Genomic DNA, 24,817 nt, shown 5'->3' with positions numbered 1-24,817 from the left:
CTGGCAGTTCAGCCGATCAATAGAATGCGCGCTCCGCCTTGAGGGTAACCAGGCCGTCACATTGGCTGTTGTGCCCGGAATAGGCCGAGCAATCGCTGCCGCTGAGGCTTGAGTCGCTGTAGATCAGGTCGAGGTCGACGCCCATGAACGGCCGGGAAAGTTTCAACGACCAGTCGGTGAAACTGCCGACATACCCGCCGTCGACCGATACCGGATTATTGAGTTGATGGGTGGTGTATTTCAGGCTGATCCCGATGCCGAACGGCTGGTTGCCGGCAAGGTCGGCGAACACGGTGCTGTTCTGTTTATCCGGGTCGTTGCTGAAGGCGGCGCCAAAGCGGCTGCCGAGCAGGGTCAGACCGCCAAAGAGTTCCTGGGTGTCGAGGGTGTCCACCTTTGGATAGCTGTAATGGATCATGCCGACTTCGTAGCCGAGCGTCTGGTCGAAAGGCTGTTTAAAACCCATGTAGGAATCGACTTCAAGGGTGTTGCCCTGACTCAGTCCCATGCTCGGTGACCATTGCCCGAAGTAGAAGCCGCTGTCATGGCTGAGATCGAGTCCGCCATGGAACGAGCCGGTGGTCGAGGGTTTCACCAGTCCCTGCGCCATGCTGCGGCTGGGGGTGGTGCCGAGTTTGAGGTCGAAGTCGCCCAATTCACGCTGGAAGATTTGCGCGTTGGCGAGCGAACATGACAGCAGGCTGCCGAGCAATAGAAGAGAGGGTTTGAGCATGCGTCACTCCATGACAGCGGGGAGCAGAAACAAAAACTGCTGAAACGCTTGATCTAGACGTGCGCAAGCATACCGGCGAATGCTCGGCATCGAAGGCCGTTCGTCGATTTCTGAAATATTGATGGGTTTGGCGGGGTATTGCGGGAGGGTTCCAGTCCAAGCGCTTCGAAGCTCAAAGCGCTTAGGAACCGGTTGACGCGAGGGTCTTGTAAACCCTTACTTCTTGCCGAGCGTGATCTGCTTGGACGGGCCGAACGTCTGGCCGCTGACGCCTTTGGCAATTTGCTGGATCTCGCCACCTGACTTGAGGAACGCAGCGATCTGGTTGTTGATCGATTCGCTGGTTTCAACGGCTGGAGCTGGCTTTGCTTTGCTGTTGGATGCTTTTACACGCATGGCGGCCATTAACCTGTAGAAAATTAACTTGGCCACGCATCGTACAGGAAATACTTGACAATTGCTTGGTAAATATCCCCCTGAATCACAGATCACAAAGCCTCAATCATTCGCAAGTTTATATTGGTAACGAGCCCCTAAGCTGCTGTTTTAACTAAAAACATTGCCAGCTAAAAACGTGTTTTCGGTAGATTTGTATCGGCGCAGGCCATCGGGTTGGCCTGACGAGTGGCCAGGCGTCTCTGGTAAAACCGAGGAAAATTAAGACCTTCAGAGGATTTTCTCGCGCCACCGGGCCGGGCGCCGAACGCGACCGGCAAAAACGGGTAGAATGCCGCCCACGCAATGAGGGTATTGGACATGGCTTTAGTCGGGCGCTACAACAGTTTGCAAGTGGTTAAACACACTAACTTCGGTTTATATCTGGACGGCGGTGCGGAAGGCGAAATCCTTCTGCCTAATCGTTATATCCCTAAAGATATTCCCAGCGAAGATGAAGACTGGCTCAACGTTTTTATTTATCTGGACAGCGATGACAAGCTCATCGCAACTACCGAAAAGCCGAAAGTTCAAGTCGGTGAATTCGCCAGTTTGAAAGTCGTTGAAGTCAACAGCATCGGCGTGTTCCTCGATTGGGGGTTGCCGAAGGACCTGTTGCTGCCGTATTCCGAAGAAAAGCGTCAGATGACCGCTGGCGAATACGTCGTGGTACACGTCTACCTCGACAAGCACACCCGCCGCATCACGGCGACGGCGCGTCTGGATCGTTACCTCGACAAGACCCCGGCCAACTACACCCCTGGCCAGGAAGTGGACCTGCTGGTTGCCGAGGCGACCGACATGGGTTTCAAGGCGATCATCAACAACAAGCACTGGGGCTTGATCCACAAGAACGAAATCTTCAAGTTCATGCGCGCCGGCAAAGAGGAGAAGGGCTTCATCAAAGAAGTTCGCCCAGACGGCAAAATCAGCCTCAGCCTGCAACCGGTGGGCGAAGAAGCGGCCACCAGCCTGAACTCGAAAATCCTCGCCAAGTTGCGCGACAACAACGGCACGCTGCCGGTCAGCGACAAGAGCGACCCCACCTTGATTACCAGCATGTTTGGCGTCAGCAAGGGCAACTTCAAGAAGGCCATCGGTGCGCTCTACAAGAACGGCCAGATCGTCATTCACGCTGATCGCATTGAACTAAGCTGATCCCGCGCCGGCCCCATGTAGGTCGATAACATGGGGCTGTGCGATGAAAAAGTTTTTGATGGCTTACGTGGTGACACTGCTCGCGTTTCTCGTGCTCGACGGCCTCTGGCTCGGCGTACTGATGGGCCCGACCTATCGGGCGCTGCTCGGGCCGTTGATGCTTGACCAACCGCTGCTGGCCCCGGCTACGGTGTTTTACCTGCTTTATGTCGTCGGATGTGTGGTGTTCGTGGTGTTACCGGCCACCACCTGGCAGCGTGCGACAGTGCTCGGGGCATTGTTGGGGCTGGTCGCTTACGGCACCTATGACCTCAGCAACTGGGCGACGCTGCACGGGTGGTCAGCGCAGTTGGCATTGATGGACATGACCTGGGGGGCGTTCGCGACCTGTATCGCCTGCGCCGTCGGTTACTGGGCAGCGCGCAGGATGACGCCCGTGTAGGAGCGAGCTTGCTCGCGATGAACCAGAGTTCGATGCATTTACCCAGAAACCCGTGTTTTCGTTAACGTTCATCGCGAGCAAGCTCGCTCCTACATGAGTCACTGCCATGGATTGTGTTGTCGAGGTGTTCCGGTGAGCGCCACCCGGCGTAGCGCCGATGGGTTTGCCCTGCAAGTGATGATTGGCCTGTGCCTGATCTGGGGCGTGCAGCAGGTGATGATCAAGTGGGCGGCGCCAGACATTGCGCCCGTCATGCAAGCAGCCTTTCGGTCCGGCATTTCTGCGTTGCTTGTAGGATTACTGATCTGCTGGAAGGGCGGCTGGGATCAGGTAAGCCATACCTGGCGCGGTGGACTACTCGCCGGCGCGCTGTTCGGTCTGGAGTTTTTCTTCATTTCCGAAGGCCTGCAGCTCACCACCGCCGCGCACATGTCGGTGTTCCTTTACACGGCACCGATTTTTACCGCGCTGGGCGTGCATTGGCTATTGCCCAGTGAGCGTTTAAGACCCGTGCAATGGTTGGGGATTTTGCTGGCGTTTGTCGGGATCGCCATTGCATTTGCCGGGGGTGTGTCCTGGGACAATCTCGACCGACGCATGTTGATGGGCGATGCGCTGGGCGTGCTGGCTGGCGCAGCCTGGGGGGCGACCACCGTGGTCGTGCGCGCTTCGCGGCTGTCTGAAGCGCCGGTGACGCTCACCTTGTTCTATCAGTTGATTGTCGGTTTTGTCGGCCTGATGCTGATTGCGATCCTCAGCGGCCAGGTCACTCACGTTAGCCTGACCAGCGTTGCAGTGGCCAGCGTGCTGTTTCAGGGGTTGGTGGTGTCGTTTTTCAGTTACCTGACGTGGTTTTGGCTGTTGCGCCGGTATCTGGCGGCAAACCTGGCGGTGTTTTCGTTCATGACGCCGTTGTTTGGCGTGACGTTTGGCGTGGTTTTGCTGGGCGAAGACCTCAGCCTGAACTTCGTGATCGGCGCGGTGCTGGTGTTGTTCGGCATCACGTTTGTCAGCGCTGAGCAGTGGGTGCGCCGTCGTTTGCGCAAAGTGCTGGGGCAGGCGTAACAGGCCAAATCATCAGGCGGATTCAGGCTCAGGGCATTGTCTGAACTAATGGTCAGCAATTTGGATCAATTCAGTAACAGATCATTGCGGATTTTGCCGAGCATTGCGTAGGACTTCGGACTATTATCAGTGCGAAGGGGCTACAGAATTTCAGCCACCCGGCACTACCCTGAAGGGGGCACCATGAAAGAGAAAATCCAAAACTGGCTGCACGACCTGGGTGTTGCACTCGGTCTGATCGAACCGCCCATGCAACCTGTGCCTATTCGCACTGACGACGAGCAACGTCGACGCCAGCAGCGCCGGCGCTAAGAAAAAGCGTGTTGAAGCTTGCTGTGGCGAGGGAGCTGTTGTGGCGAGGGGATTTATCCCCGTTCGGCTGCGCAGCAGTCGTTAATGCCAGCGGGTCCGTCCGCAATAACTCGGTTGAATGTTCTTGGGGCTGCTTCGCAGCCCTACGGGGATAAATCCCCTCGCCACAAAGCTGTGCGCATACTCCTCGAATTTCCGCCCGTCTCAATGCCGCCCGATTTCGATCAAAAACCGACTCAAGTCATTCGCCGTCCTGGCGTTTTTGAGCATTCGGTCTTCCTCCGCCGTAAACGCCGTCAACCCCAGCTCATCCTCCAGATGAAAGATCAGCTCTTCGATATCTTGCTTGTCCAACCCTAATGCGTCCAGGCGGGCGTTATCGTCGAAGTCGTCCTGCGCCTCCAGCAATCGGCTGATGTAGCGATGCACGGCGGCACGAACGGCGGCTCTTTTCATGGGCGCTCTTCGAAGGCGTTATTGTCGTTGTTCCAAGTGTTGAGTACAGCAGGCTTCAGCGATGAGAGTGTCGCCACTGGTCAATCAGGCTACACAGATGCGCCGCGGGGCAATCCGCCAGTTTTCTCCAGGCGAAAAAAAACGGGTGTGGCAACCGACGCCACACCCGTCGAAGAAAGCATCAAGGCGTAATCAAAAGCTTAGATTGCGCTCGCCAAGGTGGCTGGGCGACGGGACAACAAGCTCACCAGGACAAAACTCACCAGGCTAACCCCGAGGCTGTAGTAGATCGGCGTGTTGGCATCCATGCCGTCCTTGAACATGAACAGCAGCGCAGTGGCGAAGCCCAGCGCCATGCTGGCGATGGCGCCGGCAGTGGTTGCGCGTTTCCAGAAGATGGCGCCCATCAACGGGATCAGCATGCCGCCCACCAGCAGGTTGTAAGCCAGGGTCAACGCACTGATCACGTCGTTGACGACCAATGCGATCCCCAACACCACGATACCGGTCAATAAAGTGAACAGGCGGTTAATGCTCAAGCTCGACTGCTTGCCGCCGCGCAGTTTCGGCAGCAGGTCTTCAGTCAACGTGGTGGACGCGGCGAGCAGGCCTGCGCTGGCGGTGGACATCATGGCGGCCAGTGCTGCGGCAATCACCAGGCCACGGATGCCGTCCGGCAGCGAGACTTTGACGATAGCGGCGAAGGCGTTGTTCACGTTGTCCAGATCTGGAATCAACACGTGCGCGGCCATGCCGATCAGGGCACACACCAGGCCGTAGATAATGCAGTAGATCCCGGCCGAGGTACCGGCGAACCGGGCCACTTTAACGCTTCTGGCGGTGAACACCCGCTGCCAGATGTCCTGACCGATCAGGATGCCAAAGAAGTAGATCATGAAGTAGGTGATGATCGTGTCCCAGCCAATGCTGGTGAAATTGAAGCTGGCTGCCGGTAATTGCGCGACCAGTTGATCCCAGCCACCCACGCGGTACAGGCAGATTGGCAACAGCAAAAACATCAGGCCGACCGTCTGGATACCGAACTGGACGATGTCGGTCAGCGTCAGCGACCACATGCCGCCAATGGCCGAGTAGATAACTACGACACCACCGCCGAGCAGTATCGAGATCCAGAACGGCAGGTCGAACAGCACTTGCAATACGGTGCCGATCGCCAGGATCGAAGTCACGCCGATCATCAGTGCGTACGCCAGCATGATAGCGGCACTGGCGGTCCGCGCCATCGGGTTGTAGCGTTTTTCCAGCACTTGGGTAACTGTGAATACTTTGAGTTTCAGCAGCGGTTTGGCGAGAAACAGGTTCAACGCCACGATCCCGCAACCCAGTGCGGCGCAGAGCCAGAAACCGGAGATGCCATGAACGTAGCCCAGGCGCACGGTGCCCACCGTGGACGCGCCGCCCAGAACGGTAGCGGCCATTGTGCCCATATACAGGGTGGGGCCGAGGTTACGACCGGCGACCAAGTAGTCTTCGTTGGTTTTGGCCTTGCGCATGCCGAAGTAGCCGAGTACGAGCATCGCAGCGGCGTAAATGAGAACGACGAATAAATCCAGTGCCATGATGGCGTGTCTCCGATTGTCTTTTTTATGGTGAGGCGAAAATCAATTCCTGTGGTGAACCCGATTCCTGTGGGAGCGTGGCTTGCCCGCGAAGGTGGCGCCGCGGTCTGTCAGGCAGGCCGCGTTATCGTTCTTCGCGGGCAAGCCACGCTCCCACAGGTAATGGGGTATCCACAGGTAATACGTTGAATCAGGCGACTTGTCGCAGTATCGGTTTAGCGAGCGACTCTGTGCCCTTGCTGCGTGCATCATTCGGGCCGAACACCGCCGCCGATTCCGGGAACAAACTCAGTAGCGCCAGGTACACCACCGACGCCAGGCCCAGAGTCACCGGCAAACTGATGTCGATGCCGCCCGCCAGGTCACCCAGCGGACCGACGAATTGCCCAGGCAGGTTGACGAAGCACAAACCCACCGCGGCACTCGGGATCCAGGCACCCAGCCCACGCCAGTTCCAGCCGTGGGTGAACCAGTAGCGTCCACCGGTTTCGCCGCGGGTAAACACTTGCAGGTCATCCGGGCAGTAGAAGCCGCGACGCACCAACAGGCCGATGATCATGATCACCATCCACGGTGTGGTGCAGGTGATGATCAGCACGGCAAAGGTCGACACGCTCTGCACCAGGTTGGCCGCGAAGCGCCCGATGAAGATGAAGGCAATCGACATCACCCCGATCAGCAATGTGGCCTTGACCCGCGACAGTACCCTTGGGAACACGCTGGACATGTCCAGCCCGGTGCCGTACAGCGAGGTCGTGCCGGTGGACATGCCGCCGATGACCGCGATCAGGCACACCGGCAAAAAGAACCAGCTCGGCGAAACGGCCAGCAGACCGCCGACGTAGTTGTTGGCCGCGATGTAGTCCGGCGCCTTGATCGCGACGATGGTGGCGGTGGCCAGACCGAACAGAAACGGGATCAACGTGGCGAGTTGCGCGGCGATGACCGACAGCATGATCCGCCCCTTCGGCGTCTCACGCGGGATGTAGCGCGACCAGTCGCCAAGGAATGCCCCGAAGGAAATCGGGTTGCTCATGGCGACCAGCGCGGCACCGATAAAGGCTGCCCAGAAACCCACCTGACCCATGGCCACCGTGCCGGCGTATTGACTGTCGAACGCGGGGGCGAAGGCGAAAATGCCCAGCAGGAACAACAGGCTGGCGGCCCAGACCGCGATGCGGTTGACCCACAGCATGAAGCGGAAGCCGTAGATGCACACGGTCAGCACCAGCAGCGCGAACAGACCGTAGGCCAGGCCCAGGGTCAAGTCGGTTTCCGGCAAGTTGATCAGGCGTTTGGCACCGCCCACCAGCGCATCACCCGAGCTCCAGACGGAGAGCGAGAAGAACGCAATCGCGGTCAACAGCGAGAGAAAAGAGCCGACGATGCGCCCGTGCACGCCGAAGTGCGCCCCGGAGGACACGGCGTTGTTGGTGCCGTTGATCGGACCGAACAGGCCCATGGGCGCCAGGATCAATGCACCCAGCACCACGCCCAGCACGATGGCCCAGACACCCGCCTGAAAAGACAGGCCGAACAGGACCGGGAAGCTGCCGAGCACGGCGGTGGCAAAGGTATTCGCGCCGCCGAAAATCAGGCGAAACAGGTCGCTCGGTCGGGCGTCGCGTTCATTGTCCGGGATCTGTTCGACCCCGTTGGTTTCGATGCTGCTAAGGCTTTTTTCGTTGTTGTTGTTATTCATGATCTGCTCCGATCATAAAGGCGCGCTCATCGTGTGTGAGCGTCACCTGTTTGGCTAAGGGGGTGGCAGCCCTTCCGGCATTGCGGACAAATGTTCGTGACAGGCCAGCCATAGGCCTTGTTGTTCTTGGCCAGACGCTTGTTTCTTGAAAACAATCGTCTCGCGCTCCTGGCTGAAGTGTTGCTCCCCTTGCATGCGCAGCTCGGTGGCGACGTCATGGATGAAAATCGCCACGTCACCCTGCAGGCTGACGAAGGCGTTGCTCGAGGTGCATGACAGCACCTCGAAGCCATCCTCCAAACGCCAGGTGTCCCACAACGCCTGATAGGCATCGCGCGACAGCAGAGGCTGTTCGAGGGTGTAGAACACGAAGCTGGCATCGGCGCTGAACGCGCCGAAGTAAGCTTCGCGATCATTACGGGCAAAGGCTGCTACCAGATCGGCCGCCGCTTGCAAAACCTGATCACGTTCGTTCATGACCGATCCTCAGCGATGGACCACGCCGGGCAGTACGCAGAGCATTTCGTACATCAGGTTGGCGCCCAGCAGCGAGGTGTTGCCGGTGGTGTCGTAGGCGGGCGAGACTTCGACCAAATCACAACCGACCAGATCGAGGCCCTGACAGCCACGGACGATTTCGATTGCCTGGATGGTGGTCAGGCCGCCGATTTCCGGGGTGCCGGTGCCCGGCGCCCAAGCCGGATCGATACCGTCGATATCGAAGCTCAGGTACACCGGACCGCCGCCGACTTTCTCGCGAACTTCGGCCATCAACGGGGCCAGGGATTTGTGCCAGCACTCTTCAGCCTGAACTACACGGAAGCCCTGATTACGGCTCCAGTTGAAGTCGTCAGCGGTGTAGCCCTGCGCGCGCAGGCCAATTTGCACCACGCGGTCGCAATCCAGAAGACCTTCTTCGACAGCGCGACGGAAGGTGGTGCCGTGGGCGATTTTCTCGCCGAACATGTGATCGTTCACATCAGCGTGAGCGTCGATGTGCACCAGGCCGACCTTGCCGTGCTTTTTATGGATGGCACGCAGAATCGGCAGGGTGATGGTGTGGTCGCCGCCGAGAGTCAGGGGGATCACATCGTGTTCGAGGATATTGTCGTAAGCCTCTTCGATGATCCGCACGGCGTCGAGCAGGTTGAAAGTGTTGATCGCCACGTCACCGATGTCGGCGACCGACAGCGAGTCGAACGGCGCAGCACCGGTTGCCATGTTGTACGGGCGGATCATCACCGATTCGGCGCGGATTTCACGCGGCCCGAAACGGGTGCCGGGACGCAGGGAGGTGCCGATGTCCAGCGGGATGCCGACAAAGGCAGCGTCGAGGCCGGCAGCGGTAGGAACATGGGGAAGTCGCAGCATGGTGGCGATGCCGCCGAAGCGCGGCATTTCGTTGCCGCCCAGTGGTTGGTGAAGAATCTTGTCCACGGGTAGGGCCTCATCGTCGTTATTTTATTTATGTCGGTTGCGCTGGTCAGGGAGACACAGGCACCGCTGAGGGCCGATTCTGCAAAAGGTAGTGACGGAGAAGAATCGCTACGGACAAATACTTAGTTCAGATTTTTCTAAACTAATGGTAAGGGCAGCGATAGACTTCATCACCTGTAGGAGCTGCCGAAGGCTGCGATCCTTTGATCTTGATTTCAGGCGGTCAGCCAATTGACAGACGTCAACGGATCAAAAGATCGCAGCCTTCGGCAGCTCCTACGGGTGTTCACCGAAAAATGATTCAGATGAAACTCGACTGGTATCTGGAGCCCTCGCCATGGCCAACGCTTTACCCGACCTGAAACTGTTGCGCATCTTCGTCAGCGTGGTGCGTCATCAGGGGTTCGCCAGCGCCCAGCAAGAGCTCAACCTCTCGACGTCGGCAATCAGCACCTACATGAGCCAGCTCGAAGCGGCCCTCGGTCTGGTGCTGTGCCATCGCGGGCGCGGCGGTTTCAGCCTGACCAGCAAGGGCGAATTGTTCCATCAGGAAACCCTGCGTCTGCTCGGCGAGCTCGAAGGCTTCGAGCAATACGCGGCGGCGCTCAAGGGCGAACTGCGCGGCACGCTGAACCTCGGGGTCATCGATTCCACCGTCAGCGACACAGCCTTGCCGTTCGCCGAAGCGATCGGCGCCTACAGCCAGGAACACCCGGCCGTGCATTTGCATCTGTCGGTGATGAGCCCGTACGAACTGCAACTCGGCGTGCAGGACAACCGCCTCGACCTGGCCATCGGTGCGTTTTCCACGCGCATGAGCGGGTTGGTCTACATGCCGCTGTACCGCGAGCAACACTGGTTATATTGCAGTAGCCGTCATCCGCTGTTCACCGAACGGCGCATCCCCGAACAAGTCATCACGCAGCAGCGCATGGTCGGTCGCGGTTACTGGAGTCAGGCCGAACTGGCGCGCCATGGGTTCAAGCACAGCGCCGCGACTGTGGAAAGTATGGAGGCGCAGCTGATTCTGGTGTTGTCCGGTGCCTACATCGGTTACTTGCCGGAGCACTACGCCCAGGCGTGGGCTGACAAGGGTGACTTGCGTGTTTTGCTGCCGGCGACTTTCGGTTATCAGGCGCCGTTCTCGATGATCGTGCGCCGGGGCCGCAGCCGCGAACCGCTGATCCAGACCTTCCGCGATCTGCTCAAAGCGCAGCTCAATCAGGTTGCTTAAGGAAAAAGAAGCAATGTCCAGAATCCAGTGCCCGCGCTGCCTGCGCCCTCAAACCCATTGCCTGTGCCCATTGATCCCGAGCCTCGACAGCCGCACCCGGATTTTGCTGCTGCAACACCCTAGTGAAGTGAACCACGCGCTGAACACCGCGCGACTGGCCGCATTGGGTTTGAATAATGCCGAGTTGATCGTGGGCGAGGTGTTCGAGGATTTGCCGGCACTGTTGAATCAACCGGGGTATCAAGCGCGATTGTTGTTCCCCGCAGACGATGCGCAACCGATGCAGGCTTACGTCGCGACTGATCAACCGCTGTTGCTGGTGGTTCCGGACGGCACCTGGCGAAAGGCGCGCAAAATGCTGCACCTCAATCCGCTGCTGGCGGCGTTGCCCAGGGTGACGCTGGCGGAGGGTGGGGTGTCGCGCTATCGATTGCGCAAGGCGCCAGGGCCGGGCGCGTTGTCGACGGTGGAGGCGATTGCGCAGGCGTTGCAAGTGCTGGAAGCGCCTTTGAGTTTTGAGCCGTTATTGAAGCCGTTCGAGGCGTTGATCGAGGGTCAGATTGCGGCGATGGGGGCGGATACCTACCAAAAGAATCACGGCGGTTAAGAGCGAAAAGATCGCAGCCTTCGGCAGCTCCTACATGGAATTGATCACGTTCTGTAGGAGCTGCCGAAGGCTGCGATCTTTTGACCTTATCTTTCCCGCATCGCCTCGGTCCGCGCTTTGAGCACCGGCTTCAGCAGATAATCCAGTACCGATTTCTCCCCGGTAATAATGTCCACCGTCGCCACCATCCCTGGAATGATCAGCAACGGTTTCACATCGCCGCCCAGGTGGTTTTTATCGGTCCGGACCTGGATCAGGTAGAAGCTGTTGCCCTTGTCATCGGTAATGGTGTCCGCACCGATCAACTCAAGCTTGGCGCTCAACCCGCCGTAGATCGTGTAGTCATACGCGCTGAATTTCACCATCGCTTTCTGCCCCGGGTGCAGGAACGCCACGTCTTGTGGGCGCACCTTGGCTTCGATCAGCAGGTTGTCTTCGATGGGGACGATTTCCACCATGTCGCTGCCCGGCTGAACCACGCCGCCGATGGTGTTGACCTTCAGCACTTTGATAATCCCGTGCACCGGCGACACCACGGTGGTGCGGCTTACGCGGTCGTCGATGGCGATGCTCGACGCGGTGATTTTCGACAGGTCGGTGCGTTTTTCGTTGAGGTCTTTCGCGGCTTCCGAGCGGAAGGTTTGTTCCGACTCGTCGATCTTGCTTTTGATCTCGTTGATCGCCGATTCTGCGCGAGGAATCGCCAGCGTCGTGGCGTTCAGCGAGCCGCGAATCTCCACCGCACTGCGTTTGAGGCGGAGGATTTCCACCGGCGAAACCGCTCCGGTGCCGACCAGCGGCGCGGACATGTTCATCTCTTGCTGCAACAGCGCCAGGCTTGAGCTGTATTGGCCCTGTTTCGAGCGGAATTCCGCCAGTTCCTGGGTTTTTTGCCGAAGTTGTTCGGTCAGCGTGCGTTGCTCGCTGGCCAGTCGGCGTTGCCGTTGTTCGTACAGCGAGCGCTCATCCTCGGCCACTTGCGGTGCCTTGGCGATCACTTCCGCCGACAGTTTGAACGGCCGTCCTTCAGCCTCGGCGGACAGGCGTTCGACCTGTGCCGTCAGCGCATAGCGATCCACCTCGCTCTCACCCTTGTTCGACAGAAAGCGTGTGTCGTCCAGGCGCAGCAACGTATCGCCCTTGTTCACCATTTGCCCCTCGCGCACGAAGATCTCGGTGACGATGCCGCCCTCCAGGTTCTGAATCACCTGAACCTTGCTCGACGGAATCGCCTTGCCTTCGCCCATCGTGACTTCCTGCAACACGGCGAATTTGGCCCAGACCACCGCGCTGATTATCAGCGCCGCAGCGAGCCACACGGTGATGCGCGACCAGCGCGGTGAATCCTGCAATGACGCGCCGGCGGTTTCCGGCATGAACTCGCTTTCGGCGCTCTTGCTGAAGCTGTCGAAGTAGCCCCGTGAACCTTGTGAAGATGACATAAGCGGGCTCCTAGACGGCCGCAGAGCCGACACGGCCCTTGCGCAGTGCATCAATGACCGCTTCTTTCGGACCGTCGGCGACGATCCGCCCGTTGTCCAGCACCACCAGCCGATCCACCAGGCTCAGCATTGACGTGCGGTGTGTCACCAACAGCAGGGTTTTACCCTGGACCCAACTGTGCAGTTTTTGCCGCAAAACATCTTCGCTGCTGTTGTCCATGGCGCTGGTCGGTTCGTCGAGCAGCATGATCGGTGGGTCAAGCAACAGCGCCCGGGCCAGCAACACCGCTTGCCGTTGACCACCGGACAGCAACTGCCCGCGTTCGCCGACGGGGCGGTCGAAACCCTGTGGATGCTGACGCGCGAGTTCGGTGACGCCGGTCAACTCGGCCACTTCCAGCATCCGTGCATCGCTGATGTAACGCGCGCCGAGGGTCAGGTTGTCGCGCAGGCTCCCGGCCAGCAACGGCAGGTCATGGGCGACATAGCCGATCTGTTGGCGCAAGTCGGCGACGTCCAGTTGCCGCAGGTCCAGGCCATCGAGCAGCAACTGGCCTTCTTCCGGTTCGTAGAAACCCATCACCAGGCGCCCGAGGGTACTTTTGCCCGAGCCGCTGCGACCGATGATGCCAACTCGCTCACCCGGTTTCAGGCTGAAACTGATATTGGCCAGCGCCGGCGCATTCTGGCCGTTGTAGTGGAAGGTCACGCCGCTGACATCGAGGGCGCCTTGCAGTTGCGTGCGTTCCAGCGGCCGCTGTTTCGCGTCGCGTTCCTGGGGCAGACCCATCAGCGCATCGGTGCTTTTCATGGTCAATTGTGCTTGCTGGTAGCGCGTGATCAGCCCGGCGATCTGTCCCAGTGGCGCGAGTACGCGACTGCCGAGCATGTAGGTCGCGACCAGCGCACCCACGCTGAGATTGCCGGCGATGATGCTGTAGACCCCGGCGACAATGGTCGCCATGCCGGAGAACTGCTGGATGAACAATGTGCCGTTGGTGGCCAGCGCCGAGAGGTTGCGCGCATGGCTGTCGAGGCGGGTGAGGGCGCCGTGGGTGCTTTCCCATTTGTGCTGACGTTCGCTTTCGGCGCTGCAGGCCTTGAGGGTTTCCAGGCCGCCGAGGGTTTCGATCAGCAGGGCCTGGCGCTCGGCACCCAAGGTCAGGCTTTTTTGCACGGTGTCGCGCAGGCGCACCTGAATGATCATCGCGAAAATGATCGTGATCGGAAACGCCAGCAACGGAATCACCACCAGCCAGCCACCCAGCAGGCCGATCACCACCAGCATCAGCACGGCGAAAGGCAGGTCGATCAGGCTGGTCAGGGTGACGGCGGTGAGGAATTCGCGCAGGCCCTGGAAGTCGTGGATGCTTTGGGCAAAACCGCCGATGGTCGCCGGGCGCGCTTTCATCGACATGCCGGTGATGCGTTCGAACAGCGTCGCCGAGAGGATGACGTCGGTTTTCTTGCCGGCGGTGTCCAGCAAATGCGCGCGCACCACGCGCAGCGCCAGCTCGAAACCGGTACCGATCAGCAGGCCGATGGACAGCACCCACAAGGTTGAAGTGGCTTGGTTCGGCACCACCCGGTCGTAGGTCTGCATGACGAACAGCGGCACCATCAGCCCCAAGAGGTTGATCAGGAAACTCGCGAGGATCGCATCGCTGTACAACCATTTCGACAGCTTCAACGTGTCGCGAAACCACGCCTCCACTCGCGGCACCAGCGGCGAGCGCAGGTCTTCGAGTTCGTGGCGCGGCCGGGCGAATAACGCCTGGCCGCTGTAGCTTTCGAGGAGTTCTTCGCGGCTGACCCATTGCTCGCCGCCGTCGGCTTCGCTTGGCAGGATCAGCAGGCGGCCGTCATCGCCAAACCGACGCAGGACGGCGGTGCGGCCGTTGTCGAGGATCAGCATCACGGGCAGGTTGAGCGGGGAAATGTCAGCCAGATCCCGGCGCAACAGACGGGCCTGCAAACTGGCCCGGGCCGCTGCACGGGGCAGCAGGTCCAGGCTCAGGCGTTGGTGTGCCATTGGCAGCCCGGCACTCAGGCTGGCGCGACTGACCGTCGCGCCGTGGAGTTTGCAAAGGATTAACAGACCGTCCAGAAGTGGGTCGTCGAAACTGAGCCGTGGATCGACACCGGTGTTTCCCGGTTCCATGCTGGTCAAATTAGGGGCTCCCGTTGAACCGTGGCAATTGATACATCCCCCCCGTAGGAGCTGCCGAAGGCTGCGATCTTTTGATCTTGATCTTCAAAAACAAAATCAAAAGATCGCAGCCTGCGGCAGCTCCTACCGGGGAGTTACTTCATCTGAGTTCAGGCAGACGGGCTTCGTTCTTTACTTCGGACTGGGCAATCGCGTCGGCAGGCAGCACGATCCGTTGTTTGCTCAGCAACTCGCCCATGTTCGCCAGCACACGGTACATCGAGTATTCCTCGGTGTAACGCACTTCGGTGTAGCGACGGTTGGCATTGTAGAGCTCGTTTTCACTGTCGAGCACGTCGAGCAGGGTCCGTTGGCCGAGGCCGAACTGGTCCTGATACGCCGCCCGCACACGGGTGGTGGTTTCGGCATATTCGCGAGCGGTCGGCGTTTGTTTGCGCGCGTTGACCATGGCGTTCCAGGCCAGGCGGATGTTCTCGTTGAGCTGACGCAGGGCGTTGTTGCGGATGTCCATCGCCTGATTGATCCGGTGCGCATCACCCGCCAGCCGTGCCTTGTCACTGCCACCGCGGAACAGGTTGTAGTTCATCACGATGCCTACGCGCCACTCGTTGTCGTGGCCTTCCTCGCCCGCCACGTTGTTGTTCGCACCAACAGCCGCTTCAGCGTCGAAACGCGGGTAGAACGGCGACTTGGCGACTTCGTACTGGCTCTCGGCCGATTGCACGTCGGCCTGGGCCGATTTCAGATACGGGTTGTTGTCGACCATGCTCTGTTGGGCGTCTTGAATGGTCGCGGGCAATTCACCGCGAATCGACGGCAGCGTTTCCAGCTCATCGGGGTTGCGCCCGGTGACGGCCTGGAAGTTCGCTTCGGCATCCGCCAGATCGACTTCGGCGGTATCGAGGTTGTTCTCCGCCAGTGCCCGACGAGCCACGGACTGGTCGGCGTCGGCGTTGCTGCCAATGCCGCGCTGGGTGCGCAGGCCAATCTGGTCGTTGACCCGCAGGTGCGCCTGCAGGTTGTTCTTGGCCAGGTTTACCAATTCACGGCGCTTGAGCACTTCGAGGTAGACCTCGATGGTGCGCAGGGCCAGGTCTTGTGCCGTTCCTTGAGCGTAATAGGCCCGAGAGTTGACCACACCTTTTGTGCGCTCGACTTCGTTCGCAGTGTTGAAACCGTCGAAAAGCATCTGCCGCAGACGCAGTTCCGATTGGGTGTAGGTGAGGATTTCGGTGTTGTGATTGCCGAAGGCCCGGGTGTTGGTGTTGTCGCTGTACCCGCGCCCGTACGCGGCATTCAAGTCAACCGATGGATAAAAGCCCCCTTTGGCGACTTTCACATCTTCATCAGCCGACAAACGGCTGTCCACTCGCGATGCGAGTTCCGGGTGGGTGGCAATGGTGCTTTGAATCGCCTCCGTCAATGACATGGCTTGAACCTGTGAGGTGCAGGCCATGGCCAATAGAATCGCGCTGCAAAGGGGGGTCAATTGGCGCATGGGTACATCTCCCTGAATCCTTATGTTGCTTATCAGTCGCCAAATATTTGACGGCATTTATAGGTAAATCCGTTTCACAGTTGTAACATCAGAGCTAAGAACATTCTCAAAATATGCTTAGAAGGTTTTCTCATAATTATTATTCCAAAATAAACTTATGCGCTCTGCCAAATCCAGCACATTGTTCACTCCGGAAGCCTTGGATTTAGGGCTTCTCGGAGTTTCTGAAGAGTTCCAGAAAGTTCCATTTATTTTTCGACTTAGGGCGAAGAAGTGCTGCAGGGGAGGGGAGCGTAACAGTTTTTTAGTGACGGTTTTCTGTCACTGAGTGGTTCAAAACTGTTACGAATCGCTGGCAGGCAAGGCTGTTACGCAACGGGGATTCCATGTCATTGATTGCATGGAGTTTTGCCCCGAACCGGAACCCTTCGCCGGCGAGCGACACTGTTTGGCGTGAAGGTCGCCGGGGCATCGGCTTGCAGTTGGCAAGCCACCCGGTAGACGATCCGCCGTTCACCCGCTCGCGCCATGAGCAGTTCTTCGCAATCAACAGGATGCCGACAGCAGTTGGCAGCGGAGGAAATGCACATGGCAACGCTCATCGGTATCGTCAGTACAGTCATTGGTCAGGTGTTTGCCGTCGCAGGCGACGGCACCCGACGCGCGTTGATCGAGGGGGACAGACTGTTCGCCGGCGATCAACTGGTCACCGGTGCCGATGGCGCGGTGGCGGTGCACCTGCAAAATGGCCAGGAAATGACCCTTGGGCGTGGTAGCAGTCTGCAGATGAACAGCCAGTTGCTCGCGCATCAGGCGTCCCACGTGGACAACGCCGACGCGGCGACGCCGACTCAGGCGCAACTGACCGATGTCGAGCAGCTGCAAAAAGCCATCGCGGCCGGCGATGACCCGACCCAGACCGCAGAAGCTACAGCGGCAGGCCCGGGTAATCCTGGCTCCCCCGGTGGCGATTTGGGTGGCGGCCACAGTTTTGTGCTGCTGGAAGAAACGGCCGGACGGGTTGATCCGACTGTCGGTTTCCCCACTGCCGGCTTCAATGGCATTCCTGAATTTCCTCTGGAGCGGCTGGCCGGTGATCCGGATAACGGCGGCGATGCGGGCGCAGCGCCGACCGGTCCGACCGGTCCAGAAACGCCGACCACACCGACCGTACCTGAGACGCCGAACAATCCCGTGACCCTCACCGGTCTGTCGGTGGATGGCGGCGAACTGACCGTCAATGAAGCCAACCTGCCAAACGGCTCGGGGAATAATCCTGCGGCACTGACCCAGACCGGCACGTTCACGGTCTCTGCACCGGACGGTTTGAGCAGCCTCAGCATCGGCGGGATCAACGTTATCAGCGGTGGCGCGGCCGCCGGCTTCCCACAATCGATTACCACCCAGTTGGGCAACACCCTGACCGTCACCGGCTACAACCCGGCCACCGGCGTGGTGAGTTACAGCTACACACTCAACGGCAACGACACCCATTCGGCGGGTGAAGGCCTCAACAACCTCAGCGAACAATTCACTGTGGTCGCCGGCGACAGCAATGGCGACACCGCCACCGGTTCGCTGGACGTCAACATCACCGACGACGCGCCCAAAGCGGTCGATGACAGCAACGCCAGCACGGCGTCGGAAACCCTGACCTCACTGACTGGCAGCGTTCTGCCCAATGACAGTCAAGGCGCGGACCGCATTCCCACCGGACCCAACAGCGGCCCGGTAGTCGGCGGTACGTTCACCGGTACTTACGGCACCCTCGTACTGAACGCCAACGGCACGTACACCTACACCCTGAACACCAGCGATGCCGATTTCAAAGCCCTGCCGGGGAACGGCAACGGTACCGAAACCTTCACCTACACCCTGACCGATGCCGATGGCGACACCAGCACCGCCAATCTGGTATTGCAGATCCACAACAACGACGACGGTGTCGTCCTCAACGGCCTTGAAGTCACCGGCGGTGAACTGACCGTCTACGAGAAAAACCTCACCGGCGGCACTGACCCGGATTCCCCGGCGCTGACCCAGACCGGCACCTTCACCGTCAGCGCGGCGGATGGCTTGCAAACCCTGACCGTGGGTGGCATCGCTGTCGTCACCGCTGGCGTGGCGGCGGGCTTTCCGCAATCGGCCGTGACCAACACCGGCGCGACCTTCACCATCACCGGTTACAACCCGGCCACAGGCGTGGTGAGCTACAGCTACACGCTCAATGCCGACAGCGACCACCCGAATGCCGGCGGTGCCAACAGCATCTCCGAGAACTTCGACGTGGTGGCCAAGGACGTCGATGGCAGCACCGCGACCGGGCAGATCAACGTCAATATTGTCGATGACTTGCCCACCGCCAATCCCGAACTGGCCTCGGTCGCCGAAGGCGGCATCATCAGCGGCAACGTGCTGGTCAACGACGTCACCGGCGCCGATGGCCCGGCCGCAGGCGGCGGTGTGGTCGGCGTGCGTGCCGGGTCGGATACGTCGACCCCGGTGCATGGCAACCTCAACACCCAGATCAACGGCACTTACGGCTATCTGACGCTGGACGCCCAAGGGAATGCCGAGTACCACAGCTACCCGAATGCCGTCAGCGGCCCGGGCGCGACTGATGTCTTCACCTACACCCTGCGCGATGCCGACGGTGACGAAAGCACCACCACCATCACCATCGACGTGATCAACAGCTGCATCACCGCGGTCAGCGACAACGACGCAACGGTCTTCGAAAAAGCCCTCGACCTGACCCAGGATGGCCAGGATCTGGCTCCGGGCACCGTCGTCGGCAGCCAACCGGGCCACACCGGCGAAACCGCTTCCGGCACCTTGGTCGGCTCGGTCACCGGCGCGGTCGGCACGGTCACTTATGCGCTGGTCGGCAACGCCACCGGAACCTACGGGCAGATCTCGCTCAACCCCAACGGCACCTACACCTACACCCTGACCTCGCCAGCCGGCACCACGCCGCAGGCGAATGACGGCGCCAATACCCTGAGCGAAACCTTCACCTATCAAGCCACTGATGCGGTGGGCAATACGGTCACCAGCACCATCGTGGTGAACATCGTCGATGACGTGCCGACGGCCCATCCAGAACTGGCCTCGGTCGCCGAAGGCGGGATCATCAGCGGCAACGTGCTGGTCAACGACGTCACCGGCGCCGATGGCCCGGCCGCAGGCGGCGGTGTGGTCGGTGTGCGCGCCGGGTCGGATACGTCGACCCCGGTGCATGGCAACCTCAACACCCAGATCAACGGCACCTACGGCTACCTGACCCTCGATGCCCAGGGCAATGCCGAGTACCACAGCAACCCGAACGCGGTGAGCGGCCCGGGCGCGACTGACGTCTTCACCTACACCCTGCGTGATGCCGACGGTGACGAAAGCACCACCACCATCACCATCGACGTGATCAACAGTTGCATCACCGCCGTCAGCGACAACGATGCGACTGTCTTCGAAAAAGCCCTCGACCTGACTCAGGATGGCCAGGATTTAGCCCCCGGCACCGTCGTCGGCAGCCAGCCGGGTCACACCGGCGAAACCGCTTCCGGCACGCTGGTCGGCTCGGTCAGTGGCGCGGTCGGCACGGTCACCTATGCGCTGGTCGGCAACGCCACCGGCGCTTACGGCCAGATCCTGCTCAACCCCAACGGCACGTACACCTACACCCTGACGTCACCAGCCGGGACCACGCCGCAGGCGAATGACGGCGCCAATACCCTGAGCGAAACCTTCACCTACCAGGCCACCGATGCGGTGGGCAATACGGTCACCAGCACCATCGTGGTGAACATCGTCGATGACGTACCGACCGCCCATCCAGAGCTGGCCTCGGTTGCCGAAGGCGGGATCATCAGCGGCAACGTGCTGGTCAACGACGTGACCGGTGCCGATGGCCCGGCCGCAGGCGGCGGTGTGGTCGGTGTGCGCGCTGGCTCCGACACGTCGACCCCGGTGCATGGCAACCTCAACACCCAGATCAACGGCACCTACGGCTACCTGACCCTCGATGCCCAGGGCAATGCCGAGTACCACAGCAACCCGAATGCCGTGAGCGGCCCGGGCGCGACTGACGTCTTTACCTACACCTTGCGCGATGCTGACGGTGATGAAAGCACGACCACCATCACCATCGACGTGATCAACAGTTGCATCACCGCGGTCAGCGACAACGACGCCACCGTCTTCGAAAAAGCCCTCGACCTCACTCAGGATGGCCAGGACCTGGCTCCGGGCACCGTCGTCGGCAGCCAACCGGGTCACACCGGCGAAACCGCTTCCGGCACGCTGGTCGGCTCGGTCACTGGCGCGGTCGGCACGGTCACCTATGCGCTGGTCGGCAACGCCACTGGCGCTTACGGCCAGATCTCGCTCAACCCCAACGGCACCTACACCTATACCCTGACTTCGCCGGCCGGCACCACGCCGCAGGCGAATGACGGCGCCAACACCCTGAGCGAAACTTTCACCTACCAAGCCACCGATGCCGTGGGCAATACGGTCACCAGCACCATCGTGGTGAACATCGTCGATGACGTGCCGACCGCCCACCCAGAACTGGCCTCGGTTGCCGAAGGCGGGATCATCAGCGGCAACGTGCTGGTCAACGACGTGACCGGTGCCGATGGCCCGGCCGCAGGCGGCGGTGTGGTCGGCGTGCGCGCTGGCTCCGACACGTCGACCCCGGTGCATGGCAACCTCAACACCCAGATCAACGGCACCTACGGCTACCTGACGCTGGACGCCCAGGGCAATGCCGAGTACCACAGCAACCCGAACGCGGTGAGCGGCCCGGGCGCGACTGATGTCTTCACCTACACCCTGCGCGATGCCGACGGTGATGAAAGCACCACCACCATCACCATCGACGTGATCAACAGCTGCATCACCGCCGTCAGCGACAACGATGCGACTGTCTTCGAAAAAGCCCTCGACCTGACCCAGGATGGCCAGGATCTGGCTCCGGGCACCGTCGTCGGCAGCCAACCGGGCCACACCGGCGAAACCGCTTCCGGCACCTTGGTCGGCTCGGTCACCGGCGCGGTCGGCACGGTCACTTATGCGCTGGTCGGCAACGCCACCGGAACCTACGGGCAGATCTCGCTCAACCCCAACGGCACCTACACCTACACCCTGACCTCGCCAGCCGGCACCACGCCGCAGGCGAATGACGGCGCCAATACCCTGAGCGAAACCTTCACCTATCAAGCCACCGATGCGGTGGGCAACACCGTCACCAGCACCATCGTGGTGAACATCGTCGATGACGTGCCGACCGCCCACCCAGAACTGGCCTCGGTTGCCGAAGGCGGGATCATCAGCGGCAACGTGCTGGTCAACGACGTCACCGGCGCCGATGGCCCGGCCGCAGGCGGCGGTGTGGTCGGTGTGCGCGCCGGGTCCGACACGTCGACCCCGGTGCATGGCAACCTCAACACCCAGATCAACGGCACCTACGGCTACCTGACCCTCGATGCCCAGGGCAATGCCGAGTACCACAGCAACCCGAACGCCGTGAGCGGCGCCGGTGCGACTGACACCTTCACCTACACCTTGCGCGACAAGGACGGTGACGAAAGCACCACCACCATCACCATCGACGTGCACAACAGCTGCATCACCGCCGTCAGCGACAGCGACGTCACCGTCTACGAAAAAGCCCTCGACCTGAGCAAGGATGGCCAGGACCTGGCTGCCGGCACGGTCATTGGCAGCGAGCCAGGCCACACCGGCGAAACCGCCTCGGGGTCGTTGGTCGGTTCGGTCACCGGCGCGGTCGGCACGGTGACTTACACCTTGGTCGGCAACGCCACTGGCGCTTATGGGCAGATCCTGCTCAACCCCAACGGTACCTACACCTACACCCTGACTTCGCCCGCCAGCACCACGCCGAACGCGAACAATGGCGCGAACACGCTGAGCGAAAACTTCACCTACAAAGCCACCGATGCCATGGGCAACTCCAGCATCAGCACGATCAAGGTCAACATTGTCGATGACGTGCCAAAAGCCGTCGCCGCCGAGCGTTCGGTGTCCGCGGCGGAGATCGATTCCAACCTGCTGCTGGTGATCGACGTGTCCGGCAGCATGAAGGACCCTTCCGGCGTGGACGGCCTGTCGCGACTGGGCCTGGCCAAACAGGCGATCAGCGCCTTGCTCGACAAATACGACGACCTCGGCGACGTCAAAGTGCAGATCGTCACCTTTAGCAGCGGTGCCACCGACAAGACTTCGGTCTGGGTCGATGTGGCCACGGCCAAGTCGATCATCTCCGGCTTGACGGCGAACGGGGACACCAACTACGACGCAGCCGTAAAGGTGGCGCAAAAGGCGTTCGACACCGACGGCAAACTGACCGGTGCGCAGAACGTTGGCTACTTCTTCTCCGACGGCAAACCTACCGTAGGCAATCTCGATAAAACCGAAGAGGCCGGCTGGAAAGCGTTCCTCGAAGAAAATCACATCAAGAACTACGCGATCGGCCTGGGCAGCGGCGTCAAAAATGCCAACCTCGATCCGGTGGCTTATGACGGCAGCACCGGCACCGGCCATGGCACTGACACCAGCGCCGTGATAGTGACCGACCTCAATCAGCTGAACTCGGTGCTGACCGGCACCGTGGTCGGCGCGCCGGTCACCGGGTCGCTGCTGGGCGAGGGCGGCACGTTCGGCGCCGATGGCGGTTTCATCAAGGCCATCACGGTCGACGGCACCACGTACACCTATGACCCGAAAGGCAACACTAACCAGGGTTCGCTGAATGCCAGCGGCGGCGCCAACCACGGCACGTTCAACACCGCCAACAACACCTTGAGTATTGCCACCGACGGCAAAGGCACCCTGGTGGTCAACCTCGATACCGGCGAATACACCTACACCTCGCAGAAAGCCACCTCGACGGTGATCACCGAAAACATCGGCTACACGGTCAGCGACAACGACGGCGACCTGTCCAGCTCCACGCTGGTGGTCAAGGTCGTTCCGAACTCGGCACCGGTGGCCGTCGATGACCACGTCATCACCAACATTCTGTCGGGCAGCGTCACTGTGCCGGGCGATGTGCTGTTGGCCAACGACACTGACGCCAACGGCGACCCGCTGACCCCATCGACAACGACGTTCAACACTGGCTGGATTGCCAAGGGCGCAGATTTCACCGGGACGGGCGTGATCAGCACCTTCGCCGGCACCGGCAATACCGCGGCGAACCAGGCCTTGGCCAACGTGCGCAGTGCCTTTGCGGCGAATGCGGCGACCATGACCGCAGTCCTGGCGATCACCGGCTACCTCGGGGCTGTCACCACCGCGAATGCCAACGATGAAGACCGCATCACCGTCAACCTCAAACAGGGCGAAACGCTCAACCTCGACCACAACCTCGGGGCGGGCAATATCGCCATGCAGTACTCGCTCAATGGTGGCGCCTTCGTCAGCATTGCTGACGGCGAGACCATCAAGGCGAACGCGGACGGTACCTACCAGATCCGCGTCATCAATACTGCGGACAATTACGCAAACGGTGGCACTGGCTCGGAAACCTACAAACTGACCCTGACTGTGGATTACTCCGGCGCCCACAACACCACCCCGGACGCCCACGGGACTTACACCGCCAATGACCACCATGGCGGCAGCGACAGCGCGGCGGTGGGCATCAGCTATCAGGACGGTCACACCCTCACTGGCACGGCCGGCGATGACGTGTTGGTGGCGGGCGCGGGCAACAACGTGATCAATGCCGGCGACGGCAATGATGTGCTGACCGCCGGTGCCGGCAACAACGAACTGCACGGCGGTGCCGGCAACGATCTGCTCTTCAGCGGTGCGGGCAACGACCTGCTCGACGGCGGCACGGGCAGCGACACGGCGAGCTACGCCCACGCCACTGCCGGGGTCAAAGTTGACTTGAGCCTGCTCGGCGGGCAAAACACCCAGGGCGCCGGCACCGACACCCTGACCGCCATAGAAAACCTGGTCGGCTCCGACTTCAACGACAACCTAACCGGTGACAACAACAGCAACATCATCACCGGCGGCCTCGGCAACGATGTGCTCAACGGCGGTGGTGGCGACGACTTCCTCATCGGCGGTCTCGGCAACAACACCCTCAGCGGTGGCGCCGGCGCGGACACCTTCCAGTGGCTCAAAGGTAACAGCGGCCACGACGTGGTCACCGACTTCACCCCGGGCACCGACAAACTCGACCTGTCGCAACTGCTACAAGGCGAGAACGGCACCGCGGCGTCGCTGGATGACTACCTGCACTTCAAAGTCACCGGCAGCGGCGAATCCCTGGTCACCAGCATCGACGTCAGCGGCATGGCCGGCGCGGCGCCGAACCAGACCATCGACCTCGCGGGGGTCAACCTGGCCAGCCATTACGGCGTGACACCGGGGGCGGGCGGGGTAATTGCCGGCGGGGCGGACACGGCGACGATCATCAACGGCATGTTGAATGACCATTCGTTGAAGGTCGATACCGTGTGATCTGACGTCTGAAACGACAAAACCCGCCCTCCCTGTGTAAGGGGTGG

17 protein-coding genes are annotated in these 24,817 nt (G+C 60.6%); 7 read left to right on the top strand and 10 right to left on the bottom strand.

Going from position 1 to position 24,817, the window contains the following annotated elements; all coding sequences use genetic code 11:
* Nucleotides 1–16 precede the first annotated feature (16 nt).
* Both F8N62_RS28225 and F8N62_RS28220 read right to left on the bottom strand, forming a co-directional pair.
* Nucleotides 17–733, bottom strand: coding sequence for a TorF family putative porin (locus tag F8N62_RS28225; protein ID WP_150713759.1), 717 nt, complete (start codon nucleotides 731–733; stop codon nucleotides 17–19).
* Nucleotides 734–949: 216 nt separating this feature from the next.
* Entirely contained in the window at nucleotides 950–1,138 is a 189-nt protein-coding gene (locus tag F8N62_RS28220) for a hypothetical protein (RefSeq protein ID WP_017337097.1), read from the bottom strand.
* 351 nt (nucleotides 1,139–1,489) lie between these two features.
* On the opposite strand from F8N62_RS28220, the gene F8N62_RS28215 reads away from it, so the two are divergent.
* From F8N62_RS28215 to F8N62_RS32090, 4 genes are all read left to right on the top strand, one after another.
* The gene (locus F8N62_RS28215) at nucleotides 1,490–2,326 is read left to right on the top strand and encodes a S1 RNA-binding domain-containing protein (protein ID WP_150713758.1); all 837 of its coding nucleotides are present in this window, start codon (nucleotides 1,490–1,492) and stop codon (nucleotides 2,324–2,326) included.
* A gap of 43 nt (nucleotides 2,327–2,369) precedes the next feature.
* On the top strand, nucleotides 2,370–2,768 hold the full coding sequence (locus F8N62_RS28210; protein ID WP_150713757.1) for a DUF2177 family protein: 399 nt from the start codon (nucleotides 2,370–2,372) through the stop codon (nucleotides 2,766–2,768).
* 132 nt (nucleotides 2,769–2,900) lie between these two features.
* Complete coding sequence (locus F8N62_RS28205; RefSeq protein ID WP_150713756.1) at nucleotides 2,901–3,833, top strand: DMT family transporter; 933 nt, start codon at nucleotides 2,901–2,903, stop codon at nucleotides 3,831–3,833.
* Nucleotides 3,834–4,016: 183 nt separating this feature from the next.
* A complete protein-coding gene (locus tag F8N62_RS32090) occupies nucleotides 4,017–4,145 on the top strand; it encodes a PA1414 family protein (protein ID WP_257737111.1) in 129 nt (42 codons plus the stop codon).
* Between the two features lie 204 nt (nucleotides 4,146–4,349).
* On the opposite strand, the gene F8N62_RS28200 is transcribed toward F8N62_RS32090, so the two are convergent.
* From F8N62_RS28200 to speB, 5 genes are all read right to left on the bottom strand, one after another.
* On the bottom strand, nucleotides 4,350–4,601 hold the full coding sequence (locus F8N62_RS28200) for an acyl carrier protein (RefSeq protein WP_150713755.1): 252 nt from the start codon (nucleotides 4,599–4,601) through the stop codon (nucleotides 4,350–4,352).
* Between the two features lie 200 nt (nucleotides 4,602–4,801).
* The gene (locus F8N62_RS28195; protein WP_150713754.1) at nucleotides 4,802–6,181 is read right to left on the bottom strand and encodes a sodium:solute symporter; all 1,380 of its coding nucleotides are present in this window, start codon (nucleotides 6,179–6,181) and stop codon (nucleotides 4,802–4,804) included.
* A 190-nt stretch (nucleotides 6,182–6,371) separates the two neighbouring features.
* Nucleotides 6,372–7,883, bottom strand: a complete 1,512-nt coding sequence (locus F8N62_RS28185) for a purine-cytosine permease family protein (protein ID WP_150713752.1) — start codon at nucleotides 7,881–7,883, stop codon at nucleotides 6,372–6,374.
* A 54-nt stretch (nucleotides 7,884–7,937) separates the two neighbouring features.
* Nucleotides 7,938–8,360 (bottom strand): YybH family protein, encoded by a 423-nt coding sequence (locus F8N62_RS28180; RefSeq protein WP_150713751.1) that lies wholly within the window; start codon nucleotides 8,358–8,360, stop codon nucleotides 7,938–7,940.
* Between the two features lie 9 nt (nucleotides 8,361–8,369).
* A complete protein-coding gene (speB, locus tag F8N62_RS28175; RefSeq protein WP_150713750.1) occupies nucleotides 8,370–9,320 on the bottom strand; it encodes an agmatinase in 951 nt (316 codons plus the stop codon).
* Between the two features lie 337 nt (nucleotides 9,321–9,657).
* Here speB and F8N62_RS28170 point away from each other — a divergent pair, with 337 nt between their 5' ends.
* Both F8N62_RS28170 and F8N62_RS28165 read left to right on the top strand, forming a co-directional pair.
* The gene (locus F8N62_RS28170; RefSeq protein WP_150713749.1) at nucleotides 9,658–10,554 is read left to right on the top strand and encodes a LysR family transcriptional regulator; all 897 of its coding nucleotides are present in this window, start codon (nucleotides 9,658–9,660) and stop codon (nucleotides 10,552–10,554) included.
* Nucleotides 10,555–10,567: 13 nt separating this feature from the next.
* On the top strand, nucleotides 10,568–11,161 hold the full coding sequence (locus F8N62_RS28165; protein ID WP_150713748.1) for a tRNA-uridine aminocarboxypropyltransferase: 594 nt from the start codon (nucleotides 10,568–10,570) through the stop codon (nucleotides 11,159–11,161).
* An 86-nt stretch (nucleotides 11,162–11,247) separates the two neighbouring features.
* On the opposite strand, the gene F8N62_RS28160 is transcribed toward F8N62_RS28165, so the two are convergent.
* From F8N62_RS28160 to F8N62_RS28145, 3 genes are all read right to left on the bottom strand, one after another.
* Complete coding sequence (locus tag F8N62_RS28160) at nucleotides 11,248–12,603, bottom strand: HlyD family type I secretion periplasmic adaptor subunit (RefSeq protein WP_150713747.1); 1,356 nt, start codon at nucleotides 12,601–12,603, stop codon at nucleotides 11,248–11,250.
* 10 nt (nucleotides 12,604–12,613) lie between these two features.
* Nucleotides 12,614–14,773 carry a type I secretion system permease/ATPase gene (locus F8N62_RS28155; RefSeq protein ID WP_150713746.1) on the bottom strand — a complete coding sequence of 720 codons (2,160 nt, stop codon included), beginning with the start codon at nucleotides 14,771–14,773 and terminating at the stop codon, nucleotides 12,614–12,616.
* A 139-nt stretch (nucleotides 14,774–14,912) separates the two neighbouring features.
* Nucleotides 14,913–16,271, bottom strand: a complete 1,359-nt coding sequence (locus F8N62_RS28145; RefSeq protein WP_150713745.1) for a TolC family outer membrane protein — start codon at nucleotides 16,269–16,271, stop codon at nucleotides 14,913–14,915.
* A 588-nt stretch (nucleotides 16,272–16,859) separates the two neighbouring features.
* Between F8N62_RS28145 and F8N62_RS28140 the strand changes: the two genes are divergently transcribed.
* Complete coding sequence (locus F8N62_RS28140; protein WP_150713744.1) at nucleotides 16,860–24,770, top strand: retention module-containing protein; 7,911 nt, start codon at nucleotides 16,860–16,862, stop codon at nucleotides 24,768–24,770.
* Nucleotides 24,771–24,817 lie beyond the last annotated feature (47 nt).

It is taken from the genome of Pseudomonas fluorescens (assembly GCF_902497785.1).
Classification (GTDB): domain Bacteria; phylum Pseudomonadota; class Gammaproteobacteria; order Pseudomonadales; family Pseudomonadaceae; genus Aquipseudomonas; species Aquipseudomonas fluorescens_BO.
The sequence above is the reverse complement of the archived record's forward strand: the minus strand, read 5'-3'. Positions and strand labels throughout refer to the sequence as shown.